Raw genomic sequence first — 16,265 nt, 5'->3', positions numbered from 1 at the left:
GAGATCAGCCCCCGAGCACGACGTTCAGCGGCTCCTCGCCGCGGTGCAGGCGCTCGATCTGCTGTCGCACCAAGCGCGCGATGCGGGGGCGCATGGCATCCGTCGCCCCTCCGACGTGCGGGGCGATGAGCACGCCGTCGAGGCTCCACAGGGGGTGGCCCTCGGGGAGGGGCTCGGGGTCGGTGACGTCGAGGGCGGCGCGGATGCGGCCGCGGCGCACGTGGTCGACGAGGGCGTCGGTGTCGATGAGGGGGCCGCGGCCGACGTTCACGATCAGGGCGCCGTCGGGCAGGGCCGAGAGCGCGCGGTCGTCGATCACGTGGCGGGTCGTGTCGCCGCCCGGGAGCGAGGCGATGACGATGTCGGTGTCGGCGAGCACCTCGTAGAGCTTTCCGAGGGGGAAGACCTCCACCTCGTCTTGCAGACGTCCGTGCGAGGCGACCGCACGCAGCGAGACCTCGAACGGCTTCAGGCGTGCGGCGATCGCGCGACCGACCCCGCCGAAGCCGAGCAGGGTCACGCGGGCGTCGGCGAGACCGGGGGCGCCGCCGCCGGTCCACTCGCCCCGATCCTGTGCGCGGACGAAGTCGGGCAGGCGGCGCTGGGCGGCGAGGGTCAGGGTGACGGCGAGCTCGGAGGTGGCCGTCTCGTGCACGCTCGAGGCATTCGCGAAGACGAGGCCCTCGGGCAGGCGCCCCTCGACGTTGTCGTAGCCGATCGACTGGCCCTGGACGAGGCCGACCTCGATCTCGGACAGGCGTTCGATGATGTCGTCCCCGGTCATGTACGGCGGCACGACCATGTCGAAGCGATCGCGCGGTGCCGGTCCCCTCATGTCCCACACCACCACCTCCACGCCTTCGGGCAGCTGGCCCAGGTCGTCGCGGAGTTCGTCGGTGGGCACGGACACGAGGAGGGGGGTCGAGGTCGTCACCGGAGAGACGCTACTCCCGGGGCTTCGGTGGGTCTCGGTGGTTGCGCTCGCCGGCCGATGTGCACCCCGACCGGCACGTCGTACGCCAGGTACTCGCGCAGGAGCGCCTCGGAGTCCCGCACGAACAGCCGTCGCGACAGGGCCGCGGCGAGCTTCGTGGCCCCGCCGACCAGGCCGGGGATCTGGTGGCTGAGCATGCCGTGGCTCAGGCGCGCACCGTGGTTGAACAGGTGGATCCGCGAGAGCGCCGACCCCTCGGGCGCGCTCCTGCTGACGAGGCCGAAGTCGTCGTCGAGGTACGGGAACGCCGCGAGGCCTGGATTCTGCGCCGCGGACGCGGGGTTCAGCCGGTCGCTCCAGAGCACGGCATCCGGGGCGATGCCCGCCAGCTCCGCGCGCTGCGCGAGATCCGCGACGATCCCCGTCGCGGCGAGGACGACGTCATAGTGATGGATGCCATGCGGCGTCGTCACCGCGATCTCGCTGCCCGTCCACTCCACGGTCTCCCACGGCGATGACGTGAGAAAGCGGAAGGAGTCGAAGGCGTGGGCGCGCCACAGCGCGTTCTGCGTGGCGGGTTGATCGACCGCCGACAGGTGGACGTTGAAGGCCCACTTCTGCGCGTCGGTGAAGGAGGCGTAGTTCTCGATGAGGCCCGCGAATTCCATCCAACGATAGGGACTGACCTGCGGCATCGCCGGTCGGCGCATGTGCACGTCGACGCGGGCGGCGCCGTGCTCGAGGGCGGTGGCGGCGTTGTCGAACGCCCCCGTACCCGCCCCCAGGATGCCGACGCGCAGGCCCGCGAGTGCGGCGAAGTCGATGGCATCGTGCGTGTGGTGCACGCGCTCGGCGGGCAGCCCCCGCAGGAGGGCGGGGATGTGCCGACCGCCCGCGCCCTCGATGCCGGTGGCGAGCACGACGTGCTGGGCGGGCAGCATCCACTCGCCGTCGGGCCCCTCGAGGTGCACCTCGATCGGACCGTCCGCCGTCGTCGGGGTGAGGGAGCGGACGCGGGTCGAGGGCACCACGGTGAGCGCGGACACCTCCCGGTACCACCGCAGGAAGCCGTGCCAGGCGACGGTCGGGAAGAACTCGATCGCGTCCCACTCGTCGACGCCGTAGACGGCTTCGAACCAGGCGCGCGGGCTCACGGCCGGGGTGCCCCAGGTGGGCCACGCGATGTCCTTCGGCGTGCGCAGCGTGTGCATGCGCGCGTAGGTGGTCCAGGGGCCTGCCGCATCGGCGGGTGCGGCATCGACCACGACGACGTCGTCGATCCCGCGACGCCGGAGGCCGCGGGCCAGCACGAGCCCCGCCTGCCCCGCGCCCACGATCACGACCGGGCGGATGCCGTCGCGCGCGCCCACCCAGGAGCGCCCGTCGCCGGCGCTCAGAGCGCTCTGGTGCGCCGCCTCGCGCTCGAGTGCCGCGAGGCGCGCCGGGGCGTCGGGAAGCGGGGTGAGCATGCTCACTCCCCGTCGATCACGACGCGAACGCCGAGGGCGTCGTCGAAGCGGTGGTTGTGGTGGTCGGTGACGTTGGTGTCGTCGAGCTCGAGGTTGACGAAGTCCATGCTCGATTCGGCGAAGAACGGGCCCGCGTGCCAGGTGCCCTTGCGCATCGTGATCGCCGTGCGAGCCGGGACGCGGAAGGCGCGGAGATCGTCGAGCGTCGGGGCCTCGATACCGGGGGCGGCGACGGCGATCGTCCATTCGACATCTCCGACGGCCATGAGCGTCTGCGTGGTCTCGAGGTGACGGGTGACCCGCACGAACTCCGGCGCCTTGTCGTCGAGGTGCATGAGATAGAAGCGAGGGATGCCGTTGGACACATCGAGCACCGCTTCCTCGGCGGTGAAGGGGGTGCCGTCCTCCATCGGCGTCAGGACGACACCGAAGGGCTCGAAGGCGGCGGGGGTGAGCGCGTCGGCGGTGAGGCGGTGGACGGTGAGGGCGTCGGTCATGGCGGCTCGCTTTCGTCGGGTGATCCGACCGTACGCTTGTCCAACAAGAGCGAGAGATGCTTGTCCTACATGTTCACCACGTCGTTACGCCCGTGAAACGCTCACGACCGCACGCGGCGGATGAGAGCGTTGCGCAGCCCCTCCGGTGCGGGAAGTTGCACCTCGCGCGACCAGTACCCGATCGAATCGTCGGCTCCGTACCCGCAGTAGGTCATCTCGATGACCGGCGTGCCGGTCGAGCTCGACAGGAGCCTCGACCGGTCGGCATCCAGTCCGACAGCCTCCATCCACACCGTCTCCCAGGCCACCCGGACGCCGTTGGCGGCCTCGGCGAGGTCGAACACCGGGCGATGGGGGTCGAGGTCCGCCTCTCGCCGGACGGGAACGAGGTCTTCCGCCAGGGCGTAGGGAGCACCGTCCGCGCGCCACACCTTGACCGTGCGCAGCACGACCGTGCCGTCGGGGAGGTCGTCGAAGCGGCCGACACCGGGCCTCAGCTCGAGACGGTCGGACGATACGAGTTCCAGCGAGGGCTCGTACCCCGCGGATCGGATCGACAGGGAGTGGTCGAACTGCTGGTCGATACGGCGGCCGACCCCGGCGAGACGGCGGTTCGGGGTGGTCCGTGCTCCCTGCGTTCGGTGCACGTATCCGCGCTCCTCGAGGCGCACGAGCGCCTCGCGCACCGAGTTGCGGCTCGCCCCGAGCATCTCGGCGAGGCGCGGTTCGGAGGGGAGCGCGGCTGCCTCGCTGCTCCAGAGGCCGAGGATGCCCTCGATGATCGGATCGGGATCGGGTACGCGCACGGACTCATCTTCCCCGATCGACCTCGGGGCGATCACCCCCGCGCCGAGCGGAGCATCCGGGCGAGGGCTTGGCGGTTCGAGACGCCCCACTTGCTGTAGATCGAGCGCACCTGCGTCTTGACGGTGTTGACAGAGACTCCGCGCTGCTGGGCGATCTGCGTGAGCGACAGGTCGGTGAGCAGCAGGCGCGACAGCTCGCGTTCGGTGACCGTCAGTTCGCGCTGCGGGTCCGCGGTCTCGGGCTCGCTCTCCGCGGCCTCGGGGTGCGGAAGAGCCGCGCGCGCCGCAGCGACCTCGGCGGCGAGGTCGGGGCGTTCGGCGGCGACGAGATCGAGCAGCTGCGTCACCTCGCCGGCGAGGAGCATCGAGAACGTGAACTGGGGGCCGCCCGTTCGCTCGATGAGGGGAAGGGCTGACGCCATGCTCGCGGCTGCCCTCTTCTGCTGTCCTAGGCGGAGGAAGGCGACGGCACGCCTCGTGAGGAGGGAAGGGAGAGCGAAGAGACAGTGGTCCGCCATCGTGACGCACGTGTCCGTGGCATCGATCAGTTCCTGATCGCGCCCCACCTGCAGCAGTACGGTCGCCCGCAGATTGGGGAAGCAGATGGTGTGTCCTGCGTGGCTTTCCTGCCGCTCGAGGACGCCCAGGGCTTCCGCGTACTCTCCCTGCAGCGCGAGCAGACCGCTGCACATTCCGTGCAGCCGCTCACGCATGTGCCGATAGCTCCGCGCGCGCCCCGACCCGTGGAGCAACCGTCGCGCCTTCGCCAAAGCGCCGGGGATGTCGCCCAAGACCCAGTGCGCCGTGAGCCGGATGAGTTCCGCAGCGAAAAGCCAGTACGGATCGTCGGGGCGTGCTTCCTCAGCCTCCTGCGCGAGCTGCAATCCGCGCGCCGGATCGGCCCGCCCTAGGGCGAGCAGGGCGTCCGAATACAGCAGCCAGAGCGAGAAGTCTTCCGGGGCCCATCCTTCGCCCACGAAGATTTCTCGCGCCTCCGCGACGACCGAGGTCGCGCGGGGGAACTCCGCGTTCAGGCTGAGGGCCTGCGCCAGGGCGCAGAGGGCGCGGAAGCGCTCACCGGGTGAGGTCGCGAAGATCAGAGCGTCCGAGGCGAAACCGGCGGCGGCCTGTGGCCAACCGACGGCTCCGAGATATTCAGCGACGCTCGCGTAGAGGTCGGCGCGGGCGGACGACGACAGCGGTGCCGGACGCGTGAGGCGACCGTCCTCGAAATACCGCTCCACGAAATTCACGTCTTCGCCGAGAGCGTCGGTGCGGGCGCGGGCGATCAGAACGGCCGAGAGCAGGCGCGCGTGTGCCTCAGTCCATGCGCGGGGCGGTGGCCCGGGGTCGACCTCGGCGAGGAGCGCCAGATCGCGGAGGAGGGGAGGTCCATCGCCCGGAACGAGGTGTGCGGACACGCGTGAGGCGGCGGCACGGACCGCAGCGGTCCCGACCTCATCGCCGTCGCTCATCCGACCCTCCCGCTGACGCGCGGGAGGTGACGGTTCTCCCGCGAACCCTCCGAGTTTAGATCACTGGGGTGGGCTCGAGCGCGCGATCAGGCGGCGGCGCCCACCACGGCCGCGATGGCCGAGGTGAAGAAGCCCAGGCCGTCGACGCCCGAGCGCATCGCCGCAGACGTGCCCGGACCGAAGCCCGGCTCGACCGCGTGCTCGGGGTGCGGCATGAGACCGACGACGTTGCCGCGCTCGTTGGTCAGACCGGCGATGTCGTCGAGGGAGCCGTTCGGGTTCACACCGAGGTACCGGAAGGTCACGAGCCCCTCGCCGTTCACGCGCGCCAGGGTCTCGGCATCCGCGATGTATCCGCCGTCGGCGTTCTTCAGCGGGATGACGATCTCGTCGCCCTCGGCGAAGTCGCTGGTCCATGCGGTCGAGGCGTTCTCGACGCGCAGGCGCTGGTCGCGGCGGATGAACTGCTGGTGGGCGTTGCGGATGAGGCCGCCGGGCAGAAGGTGCGCCTCGACGAGCATCTGGAAGCCGTTGCAGATGCCGAGCACGGGCATGCCCTTGCCGGCGGCGTCTTTGACCTCGGCCATGATCGGCGCGAAGGCGGCGATCGCGCCGGCCCGCAGGTAGTCCCCGTAGCTGAAGCCGCCGGGCAGGACCAGGGCGTCGACGCCCTTCAGGTCGTGCTCGCCGTGCCACAGGGCGACGGGCTCGGCGCCCGCGAGACGGATCGCGCGCTGCGCGTCGCGGTCGTCGAGCGAGCCGGGGAAGGTGATGACCCCGATGCGCGCGGTCACTCGACCACCTCGATGTTGACCACGTCTTCGATGACGGCGTTCGAGAGCATCTCGTCGGCGAGCTCGCGGGCACGAGCCAGGGTGGCCTCGTCGACCTCGCCCTCGACGGTGAGCTCGAAGCGCTTGCCGATGCGCACGTCGGAGAAACGGTGCTCACCCAGGCGCGACAGGGCGCCGGCCACGGCCTTTCCCTGGGGGTCGAGAAGCTCGGCCTTGGGCATGACGTCGACGACGATGGTGGGCACTGCAGCTCCAAGAGTCGGGTGGCGTAGTGAGGCCAGTCTACGCGAGGCGCGCGGCCGTCACCGTCGGGGTGGAGGGGTGGTCGAGCGCGGTCCCGCCAGCCCGCTTCATAACGATCTCACAGCGTCCTCTTGACCTCGTGGGAGCGATCCCATAGCGTCGTCCCCGATCGGTGAGAGCGCTCCCACGCGATGCCGCAGGAGCCCTCCTAAGCGCCGATCAGCACCCACCACAAAGGAGTGATCTGTGAAAACCCGTGCCCTGCGTCGGGTGGCTCTCGTCGCCGCCGTCGCCTCGACCTCTGCCCTCGTCCTCGCCGGCTGCTCCGGCGCCGGGGGTTCCGCCTCGGGCGGTGACGGCGAGGTCACCCTCACCATCGCCACCTTCAACGACTTCGGGTACACCGATGCACTCCTGCAGGAGTACATGGACGCGCACCCGAACGTGAAGATCGTGCACAACAAGGCCGCGACCAGCAACGAGGCCCGCGAGAACTACTTCCAGAAGCTGGGCAAAACCGGTCTCGCCGACATCGAGGCCATCGAGGTCGACTGGCTGCCCGAGGTCATGGAGTACGCCGACCTGCTGGCGCCCGTGCCCGACGACCTCAAGAGCCGCTGGCTCGACTACAAGGTCGAGGCCGCCACGAGCCCCGAGGGCAACCTCGTCGGCTACGGCACCGACATCGGCCCCGAAGGCGTCTGCTACCGCTCCGACCTGTTCGCCGCCGCAGGGCTTCCCACCGACCGCGCCGAGGTCGCCAAGATGCTCCAGGGCGACTGGTCGACGTACTTCGCCGCGGGCGACACCTACGTCGCAGCGACGGGCAAGGCGTTCTTCGACTCCGCCGGCGGGACCTACCAGGGTGCGATCAACCAGGTCGAGGCGGCGTACGAGAACCCCGACAACGGCGAGATCACCGCGACGAGCAACCCCGAGGTGAAGAAGATCTACGACCAGGTCCTCAAGGCCAGCGCGACGCAGTCGGCGCACCTCGGCCAGTGGTCGGACGACTGGTTCGCGGGTCTGTCGAACGGCGCGTTCGCCACCATGCTCTGCCCCGGCTGGATGCTCGGCGTCATCGAGGGCAACGCCCCCGAGGTGAAGGGATGGGACATCGCGAACGTCTTCCCCGGCGGCGCCGGCAACTGGGGCGGCTCGTACCTGACCGTCCCGGGCAACGGCAAGAACGTCGAGGCGGCCCAGGAGCTCGCCGACTGGCTGACCGACCCCGAGACCCAGGTCAAGGCGTTCGAGAACGCCGGCACCTTCCCGAGCCAGACCGACGCCCTCTCGGCCGACGCCCTGCTCGGCAGCACGAACGCCTACTTCAACAACGCCCCCGTGGGCGAGATGCTCTCCGAGCGCGCGCAGGCCGTGAAGGTCTCGCCGTACAAGGGCACCTTCTACTTCCAGATCAACGACGCCATGCAGAAGGCGCTCACGCGAGTGGAAGACGGAACCCAGGATGCCGCCACGTCGTGGCAGCAGTGGGCGACCGAGGTCGACGCCCTGTCCTGACCGATGCGGGCGGATGCCGGGGGGACAGCAACGGCCCCCGGCATCCGCCCCTCGTCTCGAGGAGGAGACACCACCGTGACAAGCACTCTCGAGCGGCCCACGCGAGCCGCGGCGTCGGGACCCGCGGGCGAGCGACAGCCCCGGCGGCTCGGCTTCGGTCAGCGCCGCAGCGCATGGGACCTGAAGCTCTCGCCGTACCTCTACATCTCGCCGTTCTTCATCCTGTTCGCGATCACGGGTCTCTTCCCGATCGCCTACACCGCGGTCATCTCGTTCATGGACTGGGATCTGGTCCGTAACTCGGGCGAGTTCATCGGCTTCGACCAGTACGCCTGGGTGCTCTCGCAGCCCAAGTTCTGGATCGCCCTGCGCAACACCTTCAGCATCTTCCTGCTCTCGAGCGTCCCGCAGCTGATCCTCGCGATCTTCATCGCGGCGATGCTCGACCAGAACATCCGCGCCAAGACGTTCTGGCGCATGAGCGTGCTCGTGCCCTACGTGATGGCCCCCGTGGCCGTCGCCCTCATCTTCAGCAACATGTTCGGCGACCAATACGGCGTCGTGAACACCACGCTCCAGAACCTCGGCCTCCCGGCCGTGCCCTGGCACTCCGACGCGTTCGCGAGCCACATCGCGATCGCCACGATGGTCAACTTCCGCTGGACCGGCTACAACACCCTCATCCTCCTCGCGGCGATGCAGGCCATCCCGCGCGAGTACTACGAAGCGGCGACGGTCGACGGTGCGGGCAAGATCCGCCAGTTCTTCTCGATCACGCTGCCGAGTCTGAAGCCGACCCTCGTCTTCGTCATCATCACCGCCACCATCGGCGGCCTGCAGATCTTCGACGAGCCCCGCATGTACGACCAGTACGGCACCGGCGGCGCCGACAATCAGTGGCTGACGGTCACCCTGTGGCTGTACAACGTCGGCTGGGGCGAATGGAACTTCGGCCGCGCCGCGGCCCTGGCCTGGATCCTCTTCCTCATCATCCTCGCCATCGGCGCGATCAACCTGTTCGTCACGCGCTCGCTCGTGCGCGACGAAGGGGGCCGCGACCCGCGATCCCGTCGCGAACGACGCGCGCAGGCTCGTGCCGCGAAGGTGCGACTCGAAGCGGATGCCGCGCGCCTGTCCACCCCGAGAAAGGAGGCGGGTCGATGACCGCCGTCACCCCGGCTCCCGTGCCCGTGATCGATCGCGACCTCCCCGGTCCCGTGCGTCGCCGCCCGCGACCCGTGCGCGGATCCCGCCCCGGCTGGATCGTCTACGCCACCCTCGGTGCGGTGCTGCTGGCCAGCGTGTTCCCGTTCTACTGGTCGCTGTTGATCGGTTCGGGGGATTCGTCCACCATTCGCGACGCGAATCGGTCCTGGATCCCCGGTGGCAACTTCTTCGCCAACGCGGCATCCGTCATCGGCGACTCGGCCGTCAACTTCTGGCCCGCGCTGCTGAACTCCATCATCAGTTCGGGTTTGATCGCGGCATCCGTCGTCTTCTTCTCCACCCTCGCGGGCTGGGCCTTCGCGAAGCTGCGGTTCCGCGGTGGCCCGTGGCTGCTCGTGTTCGTGGTGGGGACCATGGCCGTGCCCATGCAGCTGGGCGTCGTGCCGCTGTACATCCTCTTCAGCGAGCTCGGCTGGACCGGTCAGCTCGGCGCCATCATCATCCCGTCGCTCACAAGCGCCTTCGGGGTGTTCTGGATGACGCAGTACCTGCGCCAGGCGGTGCCCGATGAGCTCATCGAGGCAGCGCGCGTGGACGGGGCGAGCTCGTTCCGCACGTTCCTGACGGTCGGGGTGCCGGCCGCGCGTCCGGCCGCCGCGATGCTCGGGCTCTTCACGTTCGTCAGCGCCTGGAACAACTTCTTCTGGCCGTTCATCGTGCTCGATCGCCAGAACCCCACGCTGCCGGTGGCCCTGTCGCTGCTGCAGTCCAACTACTTCGTCGACTACTCCATCGTCCTCGCGGGCGTGCTGCTGTCGACGATCCCGCTACTGCTGCTGTTCGTCTTCGCGGGCAAGCAGCTGGTCAGTGGCATCATGCAAGGGGCGGTCAAGGGATGACCCTCGCGCCCACGGAAGGAACCCGATCCATGTCCCACACTCGTTCGTTCCCCGAAGGCTTCCTCTTCGGCGCCGCCACCGCGGCCTACCAGATCGAGGGGGCGGCCTTCGAAGACGGCCGCACCGCATCGATCTGGGACGCGTTCAGTCGTGTGCCCGACGCCGTCATCAACGCCGACAACGGCGATGTCGCGTGCGACCACTACCACCGCTACGCGGGCGACGTGCAGCTGATGAAGAAGTTGGGGCTGCAGACGTACCGCTTCTCGACCTCGTGGTCACGGGTCCGCCCCGACGGCGGAGCGCTCAACGCGAAGGGCGTCGACTTCTACAAGCGCCTCGTGGACGAGCTGCTGGATGCCGGCATCCTGCCCTGGCTCACCCTGTACCACTGGGACCTCCCGCAGGCGCTGGAGGAGAAGGGCGGCTGGACCGTCCGCGAGACGAGCGAGAAGTTCACCGAGTACGCGCTCGACATGCACGATGCGCTCGGTGATCGCGTGAACGTGTGGACGACGCTGAACGAGCCGTGGTGTTCGTCGTTCCTCAGCTACACCGCGGGCATCCACGCGCCCGGGCACTTCTCCCAGGCCGAGGGCATGCTCGCCGCCCATCACCTGCTGCTGGGTCACGGACAGACCGTGCGCGAGCTCCGCGCCCGCGACTCCTCGCTGAACCTCGGGCTCACGCTGAACCTCACGGTGGCGGATGCCGTCGACCCGGCCAACCCGGCCGACCTCGACGCCGCACGTCGCGTGGACGGACAGTTCAACCGCTGGTTCCTCGACCCGATCTTCCGCGGGCAGTATCCGGCCGACATCATCAAGGACTTCCGCGACACCGACGCCGATGCGGTCGCCCGCTGGCAGGAGGCCGTGCAGCCCGGCGACCTCGACATCATCTCGACGCCCATCGATTCGCTCGGCGTGAACTACTACCACGGTGAGTTCGTCGGCGGCACGCCCCCCGAGGTCGACCCGCCGGCGGGAGATGCACCCACGCCGCGCCCGGTCGGCAAGCCCTTCCCCGCGCACGAGAACCTGTACTGGCACGACCGTGGCCTGCGCCGGACCAACATGCACTGGGAGGTGCAGCCCGAGGGGCTCACGCGCCTTCTCGAGCGGGTCAGCGAGGACTACTCGGCCGAGGCCGGTGTGGCCCTCTACGTCACCGAGAACGGCGCCTCGTACGACGACGAGCTCTCGAGCGACGGCGGCGAGGCCCGCGTGCACGACGTCGAGCGCGTCGAGTTCGTCGAAGCGCACCTCGGAGCGGTTCTGGATGCCGTGGACAAGGGCGTCGACGTCCGCGGCTACTTCTATTGGTCGCTGATGGACAACTTCGAGTGGGCCTGGGGCTACGAGAAGCGCTTCGGCATCGTCTACGTCGACTACGCCACGCAGGAGCGCACGATCAAGGACTCGGGGCTCGCGTACGCCCGGGTGATCGCGGATCGCGCGCTGGAGCCGGCGCCCGTGGGCTGACGCTCACCTCTCCGGGGCCGGTCACGCAACGGCCCATACGCGACGCATAACGCGCCCCAGAAGCCGCATGCCCCCTTGCTGGGCACGCGGCTTCTGCTGCGCGCGCCCTGGCGGGTGCAACGGGACGGTGGATCCTGAGCGGGGCTGCGTCGCGCTGTGTTCGACGGCGGGACAGGCGATGGGGCCGAACGGGCGTCTCGGACGTTGCCGAGCCGGGGATAACGGCTCGACCATGCGGGGGTGTCGGCGAACAGCTGGCCCTCGATATCGCCCCGATCCAATGTCGGAGGTCGGCGGTAGCGTTCTGCCATGACCCGCCCCGCACCCTCCGCGCACCGGCCGACGCCGGCGCTTCGGGAGTGCGATGGAGCGCCGTGGCCGAGCGATGACGAGCTCGAGTTCGAGGCGGAATGGGCGGCTTTCCGGGAGAGCGGCGATGTCGAATGGTGGACGGATGCCGACACCCCTGCGCCCGGCGACGTGCCTGTGTCTGCGGGGCAGGTGTTTCCGTTCGATGGTGCCGGTGACGTCGACGCGTGGGAAGGGGACGACGTCGCGCACCCGCTCGACAGCGTGTTTCTGGCGGTGTCGGATGTCGATGGGCGGGTGGGGCACCTGGAGAATGTGGTCGCGGAGCGGCAGCGGGCGACGGCGGAGGAGTACCGCCTGATCCTGGCGATCCTCGACGACGCCGCGTTCGATCCGACACCGTGGGTCGGGCCCGACCCCACGCTCGATCGTGCGTGGCAGGATCCCCGGGGCCGCACCCCTAGGGCCGTGCGGCGGGACCGCGTCGATCTCGCCGAGCGCGCCGCGGTCGCCGAGATCGCGGTGCGTCTGCACCTGTCCGAGCAGACCGTTCGCACGCGGGCCGCGCACGCGCGGACGTTGGCGGTGGGGTGCCCGAAGCTGTGGGCCGCGTTCGGTGAGGGGCGCCTGTCCGAGAGGCACGCGGTGGATGCGGCGCGGTTGGCGTCGACCCTGCCCGCCGGTGACGCCGACGCGTTCGCGCGTTTCGACGACGAGGCGTGCCCGCCCGCGCTGGTGCTGACCCCGGCGAAGTTCGCCGTCGCAGCCCGCGCGATCCGTGAACGCGTGCACGCTGAATCGATCGAGGCCCGTCACCGCCGCGCCGCCGAGGACCGCGGGGTGTGGATGAGAGCCGAGCTGGATGGCATGGCCTCCCTGCACGCACTGCTCCCCGCTGACCGTGCGCACGCTGTCATGTCCCGCCTCGACAAAGCTGCCCGGCACGTGCGTGCTGCGAACGACGAAGAACGCACCCTCGCCCAACTCCGCGCCGACGCGTTCGCCGACCTCATCACGATGACGGACGCCCCGGCAGAGGCGACGACGGCCCCTCCCGCAGACGCCCCGAACGCGAATGCGGACGCCCCGTCCGTGCCGTCGACCGCTGACGCCTCGGCCGAGAACGCAGCCGCCCCATCCGTGGCACCAACCGGATTGGCCCCGGACGCCCCACGCACGTTCCGCTCCGCCCCACCGGCGACCGTCATCGTCACGATTCCCGCGCTCACGCTCCTCGGTCACGACACCGAACCGGCCACCCTCGAGGGGTACGGACCCATCGACCTCGACACCGCCCGGCGCCTCGCCGGCACCGCCACCTCCTGGATCCGGCTGCTGACCCACCCGGTCACCGGCGCACCGCTCGTGCTCGACCGCAAGACCTATCGGGTACCTGTCGCACTGCGCCGGTGGCTGGGGATCACCTCACCCACCTGCGTCTTTCCCGGCTGCAACCGCGCCGCACGCGACTGCGACATCGATCACCTCACCGCCTGGGCCGACGGCGGCACCACCGACGACGACAACCTCGACCCCAAATGCCGCCACCACCACCGCCTCCGCCACGAAACCCGCTGGGACATCGACCACCCACCCGACGCCCCCACCACCTGGACCTCCCCCCTCGGAGGCGCCTACGACACCGACCCACCCCCGTTCTAAGCGCAGCCGTCCCCGCTTCGCGCGGGAAGGGCCGACCCCTCGTTTCGGTCTGAGGGTCGAGCAGCACGGTCGTCTGCGCAGTACGCTCGCTTCAGCGCGGAGCGCACCCGGCTACCCGAGCGCGGTGCAATGCCGCCGTCCCGAAGGAGGGAAAGCGATGGATCTCGCATCCGTGCGGGGTACCGCCACGATCGAAGAGGTGGCCGCGCGCGCCGGAGTGTCGCGCTCGACCGTCTCGCGCGTCGTCAACGGCTCCACGGCCGTCTCGCCCTCCGCTCTCGAGGCCGTGCGTCGGGCGATCGACGAGTTGCAGTACGTGCCGAACCGCGCGGCGCGCTCGCTCGCGAGTCGCCAGACCCGCGCCATCGCATTGGTCATCCCCGAGCAGACCGACCGCTTCTTCGGCGATCCGTTCTTCGCCTCGATCGTGGCGGGCATCGGCGAAGTGATCGGGGAGTCCGACTACATCATGAACATGCTCATCGCGAGCGACGACGCCAGCGCCAAAGCGCTCGGATACCTGCGCAGCGGCAGCGTCGACGGCGCGATCGTCGCGTCGCACCACACCAGCGACACCTTCCTCGACCGCGTCGCCGACGTCGTCCCGGTGGTCTACGGCGGGCGCCCCGCGCGCGTTCGCGCCGAGGACTATTACGTCGACGTCGACAACGTCGAGGGTGGCCGTGTGGCCACCGCCTACCTGCTGGCGCGCGGACACCGTCGCGTCGCCACCGTGTCGGGCCCGTCGGACATGCCCGCGGGTATCGACCGCCTCGAGGGATTCCGCCGCGCGATGGCGGAGGCGGGTCTGGAGCCGGTAGCCGTCGAGAGCGGAGACTTCACCGAGATGGGCGGTGCCCTCGCGATGAACCGCATCCTCTCGAGCGGGGTCACCCCCGAAGCCGTCTTCGTCGCGAGCGACCTCATGGCCCGCGGCGTCTACACGGCGCTGCGCGACAGGAGTCTCGAGCCCGGGCGTGACGTGGCGGTCATCGGCTTCGACGACTCTGCGGTGTCGACCGCGGTCGTGCCGGCGTTGACCACGGTCCGGCAGCCGTCATTGACGCAGGGCCGGCACATGGCATCCGTTCTGCTCGACATCCTCGCCGGTCGCCCCGCGGCGCACGCTACGATCCTGCCGATCGAGGTCGTCGAGCGCGCATCGGCGTGAGACTCTACTACGCCCACTCGGCGGTGTCGGGGTCGATGCCGTGCGCGTTCTGGTGCGGGGCCACGCCCGCGTGAAGAGTCGTCAGGATCCCGGCAGGCGCAGGTCGATCTCGTACCCGCCGTCGGCGAGGGGGCCGGCACGGAACGAGCCGCCCAGCATGTGCGCGCGCTCCGAGAGGCCGAGGTGGCCGAGGCGGGCCGTGGGGGCCGGGTCGGGGCGCCGGGCCGGGGAGGCGGCGTTGCGGAGGACGACCTGCACGCCGCCGGTGTCGGTACTCGTCGCGGTCACCGTGACGCGAGAGCCCGGGGCGTGCTTGCGCACGTTCGTGAGCCCCTCCTGGATCGTGCGGTAGACCGCGCGCTGGGTGGCGGGCGGGAGCCCCTCGCGCAGGTCGATGCGGGCGTCGACCTCGAGATCGGCGGGGTGCAGGATCTCGTCGAGGTGCGAGAGCGTCGGCTGCGGGCCGAGGGGTGCGGCCTCGGGCCCGTCGGCGCGCAGCACGAGCAGCATCTGACGCAGCTCGGCGAGGGTCGTGGAGGCGAGAGTGCGGATGGTGTCGGCCGTCTCGGCGACCTCGGGGTCGTTGGTCCGCACCATCAGCGCGCCCGCCTGCACCGTGATCAGGCTCACCTGGTGCGAGACGACGTCGTGCATCTCGCGGGCGAGGTGGGCGCGCTCCTCGGCGACGGCCTCGCGGGCCACGCGACGGTTCTCATCGGCCCGTGCGCGGCGCAGTTCGTCCAAGCTCGCCGAGAGCCTGCTCTGATTGCGCCGGAGCCGGCCGAGCGCCACGGCGCCGCCCGAGGTCATCGTGGCGTAGACGAGGGCGAGCACGTGCTCGTTCACCGAGGTGAAGCTGTCCCACGACAGGCCGAGGCCCAGGAAGGTGACGGCGGTCGCGACGATCAGCCACACCATGCCCGTCGTACTCGCGACGGTGTACAGGGCGATCACCGAGGCGATCGGCCCACCGGTGAGGAAGAGGGCGGGCAGCGCCAGCGCGAGGGAGAGCAGGGGGATCTTCCGGCGCAGCAGCAGGCCCGCGGCTCCGATGAGCGTGAGGGCGAGGTCGAGCGGGTCGGTCGTGTACAACCCGAGCACGCCGTCGAGGGCGGCCACGGCGACGAGGCCCAGATCGATCAGCACATCGCGGCGCCTCATCGTGCGTCCTCGTCGCGCAGCAGGCCCGCGCGCTCGGCGACGAGGGCCGCCTGGACGCGTCCGTCGACACCGAGCTTGCCGAGGATCGTGCTGATGTGCGCCTTGACGGTGGCGGGGCTCAGGAACATCGCCGCGCCGATCTGGATGTTCGAGAGCCCGCGCCCCAACTGCACGAGGATCTCGCGCTCGCGCGGACTCAGCGCCTCGATCAGGTGGGTGTCGGCGGCGTGTTCGGGGCGGAGGTATCCCGCCACCACCGCGCGGCTGACGGTGGGCGAGAACACCACCCCGCCGCCGTGCAGGGTGCGCACGAGCTGGGGCAGTTGCCGCGGATCGGTGTCCTTGACCAGGAACCCGGCCGCGCCGGCGTCGAGGGCCGAAGCGATGTGGTCGTCGGAGTCGAACGTCGTCAGGATCGCCACGGTCATGTCCCACCCCGCCCGGCGGATGTCGCGCAGCACCTCGAGGCCGTTGCGTCCCGGCATCCGGATGTCGAGGAGCACCACGTCGGGGCGGGCCTCGGCGAGGACCTCCATCGCCTGGACGCCGTCGGCGGTCGCCACGACCTCGATGTCGTCGGCCGCGCTGAGGATGTGCGAGAAACCCGAGCGGATGAGCGCCTCGTCGTCGATGACGGCGACGCGGATGAGCGGAGAGGCGTGGGATGCCATGC

At 70.2% G+C, this 16,265-nt stretch carries 15 protein-coding genes; 6 read left to right on the top strand and 9 right to left on the bottom strand.

The window, feature by feature from the left end; translation table 11 throughout:
* Positions 1 to 4 precede the first annotated feature (4 nt).
* From F9B98_RS05050 to purS, 7 genes are all read right to left on the bottom strand, one after another.
* Entirely contained in the window at positions 5 to 934 is a 930-nt protein-coding gene (locus F9B98_RS05050) for a 2-hydroxyacid dehydrogenase (RefSeq protein ID WP_225310226.1), read from the bottom strand.
* Positions 931 to 2,403: an FAD-dependent oxidoreductase gene (locus F9B98_RS05045; protein ID WP_225310283.1), complete on the bottom strand. Its 1,473-nt coding sequence runs from the start codon at positions 2,401 to 2,403 to the stop codon at positions 931 to 933. The genes F9B98_RS05050 and F9B98_RS05045 overlap by 4 nt, the downstream gene beginning before the upstream one ends.
* A gap of 2 nt (positions 2,404 to 2,405) precedes the next feature.
* Positions 2,406 to 2,900 carry an ureidoglycolate lyase gene (locus tag F9B98_RS05040; RefSeq protein WP_150953715.1) on the bottom strand — a complete coding sequence of 165 codons (495 nt, stop codon included), beginning with the start codon at positions 2,898 to 2,900 and terminating at the stop codon, positions 2,406 to 2,408.
* 101 nt (positions 2,901 to 3,001) lie between these two features.
* Positions 3,002 to 3,706, bottom strand: a complete 705-nt coding sequence (locus F9B98_RS05035; RefSeq protein WP_150953713.1) for a GntR family transcriptional regulator — start codon at positions 3,704 to 3,706, stop codon at positions 3,002 to 3,004.
* 32 nt (positions 3,707 to 3,738) lie between these two features.
* Positions 3,739 to 5,181: a LuxR C-terminal-related transcriptional regulator gene (locus tag F9B98_RS05030; RefSeq protein ID WP_150953710.1), complete on the bottom strand. Its 1,443-nt coding sequence runs from the start codon at positions 5,179 to 5,181 to the stop codon at positions 3,739 to 3,741.
* An 86-nt stretch (positions 5,182 to 5,267) separates the two neighbouring features.
* Positions 5,268 to 5,975, bottom strand: a complete 708-nt coding sequence (gene purQ, locus F9B98_RS05025; protein WP_150953707.1) for a phosphoribosylformylglycinamidine synthase subunit PurQ — start codon at positions 5,973 to 5,975, stop codon at positions 5,268 to 5,270.
* The gene (gene purS / locus F9B98_RS05020) at positions 5,972 to 6,220 is read right to left on the bottom strand and encodes a phosphoribosylformylglycinamidine synthase subunit PurS (RefSeq protein ID WP_056225673.1); all 249 of its coding nucleotides are present in this window, start codon (positions 6,218 to 6,220) and stop codon (positions 5,972 to 5,974) included. The genes purQ and purS overlap by 4 nt, the downstream gene beginning before the upstream one ends.
* A 244-nt stretch (positions 6,221 to 6,464) precedes the next feature.
* Here purS and F9B98_RS05015 point away from each other — a divergent pair, with 244 nt between their 5' ends.
* From F9B98_RS05015 to F9B98_RS04990, 6 genes are all read left to right on the top strand, one after another.
* A complete protein-coding gene (locus F9B98_RS05015; protein ID WP_150953704.1) occupies positions 6,465 to 7,739 on the top strand; it encodes an ABC transporter substrate-binding protein in 1,275 nt (424 codons plus the stop codon).
* 75 nt (positions 7,740 to 7,814) lie between these two features.
* Positions 7,815 to 8,903 (top strand): carbohydrate ABC transporter permease, encoded by a 1,089-nt coding sequence (locus F9B98_RS05010; protein ID WP_225310225.1) that lies wholly within the window; start codon positions 7,815 to 7,817, stop codon positions 8,901 to 8,903.
* The gene (locus tag F9B98_RS05005) at positions 8,900 to 9,805 is read left to right on the top strand and encodes a carbohydrate ABC transporter permease (protein ID WP_150953698.1); all 906 of its coding nucleotides are present in this window, start codon (positions 8,900 to 8,902) and stop codon (positions 9,803 to 9,805) included. Before F9B98_RS05010 ends, F9B98_RS05005 begins: the two co-directional genes overlap by 4 nt.
* A gap of 29 nt (positions 9,806 to 9,834) precedes the next feature.
* Positions 9,835 to 11,289, top strand: coding sequence for a glycoside hydrolase family 1 protein (locus F9B98_RS05000; RefSeq protein ID WP_150953694.1), 1,455 nt, complete (start codon positions 9,835 to 9,837; stop codon positions 11,287 to 11,289).
* 309 nt (positions 11,290 to 11,598) lie between these two features.
* Positions 11,599 to 13,260 (top strand): HNH endonuclease signature motif containing protein, encoded by a 1,662-nt coding sequence (locus F9B98_RS04995; protein ID WP_150953691.1) that lies wholly within the window; start codon positions 11,599 to 11,601, stop codon positions 13,258 to 13,260.
* 157 nt (positions 13,261 to 13,417) lie between these two features.
* A complete protein-coding gene (locus F9B98_RS04990; RefSeq protein WP_150953688.1) occupies positions 13,418 to 14,431 on the top strand; it encodes a LacI family DNA-binding transcriptional regulator in 1,014 nt (337 codons plus the stop codon).
* Between the two features lie 81 nt (positions 14,432 to 14,512).
* On the opposite strand, the gene F9B98_RS04985 is transcribed toward F9B98_RS04990, so the two are convergent.
* Together F9B98_RS04985 and F9B98_RS04980 are read right to left on the bottom strand one after the other, a co-directional pair.
* The gene (locus tag F9B98_RS04985) at positions 14,513 to 15,592 is read right to left on the bottom strand and encodes a sensor histidine kinase (protein WP_150953685.1); all 1,080 of its coding nucleotides are present in this window, start codon (positions 15,590 to 15,592) and stop codon (positions 14,513 to 14,515) included.
* On the bottom strand, positions 15,589 to 16,263 hold the full coding sequence (locus tag F9B98_RS04980) for a response regulator (protein ID WP_150953682.1): 675 nt from the start codon (positions 16,261 to 16,263) through the stop codon (positions 15,589 to 15,591). Before F9B98_RS04980 ends, F9B98_RS04985 begins: the two co-directional genes overlap by 4 nt.
* Positions 16,264 to 16,265: the final 2 nt, after the last annotated feature.

Source organism: Microbacterium testaceum StLB037 (genome assembly GCF_008763945.1).
GTDB lineage: Bacteria > Actinomycetota > Actinomycetes > Actinomycetales > Microbacteriaceae > Microbacterium > Microbacterium testaceum_G.
Note: the sequence above shows the minus strand (reverse complement) of the source record. Positions and strands in the feature narration are given on the sequence as shown.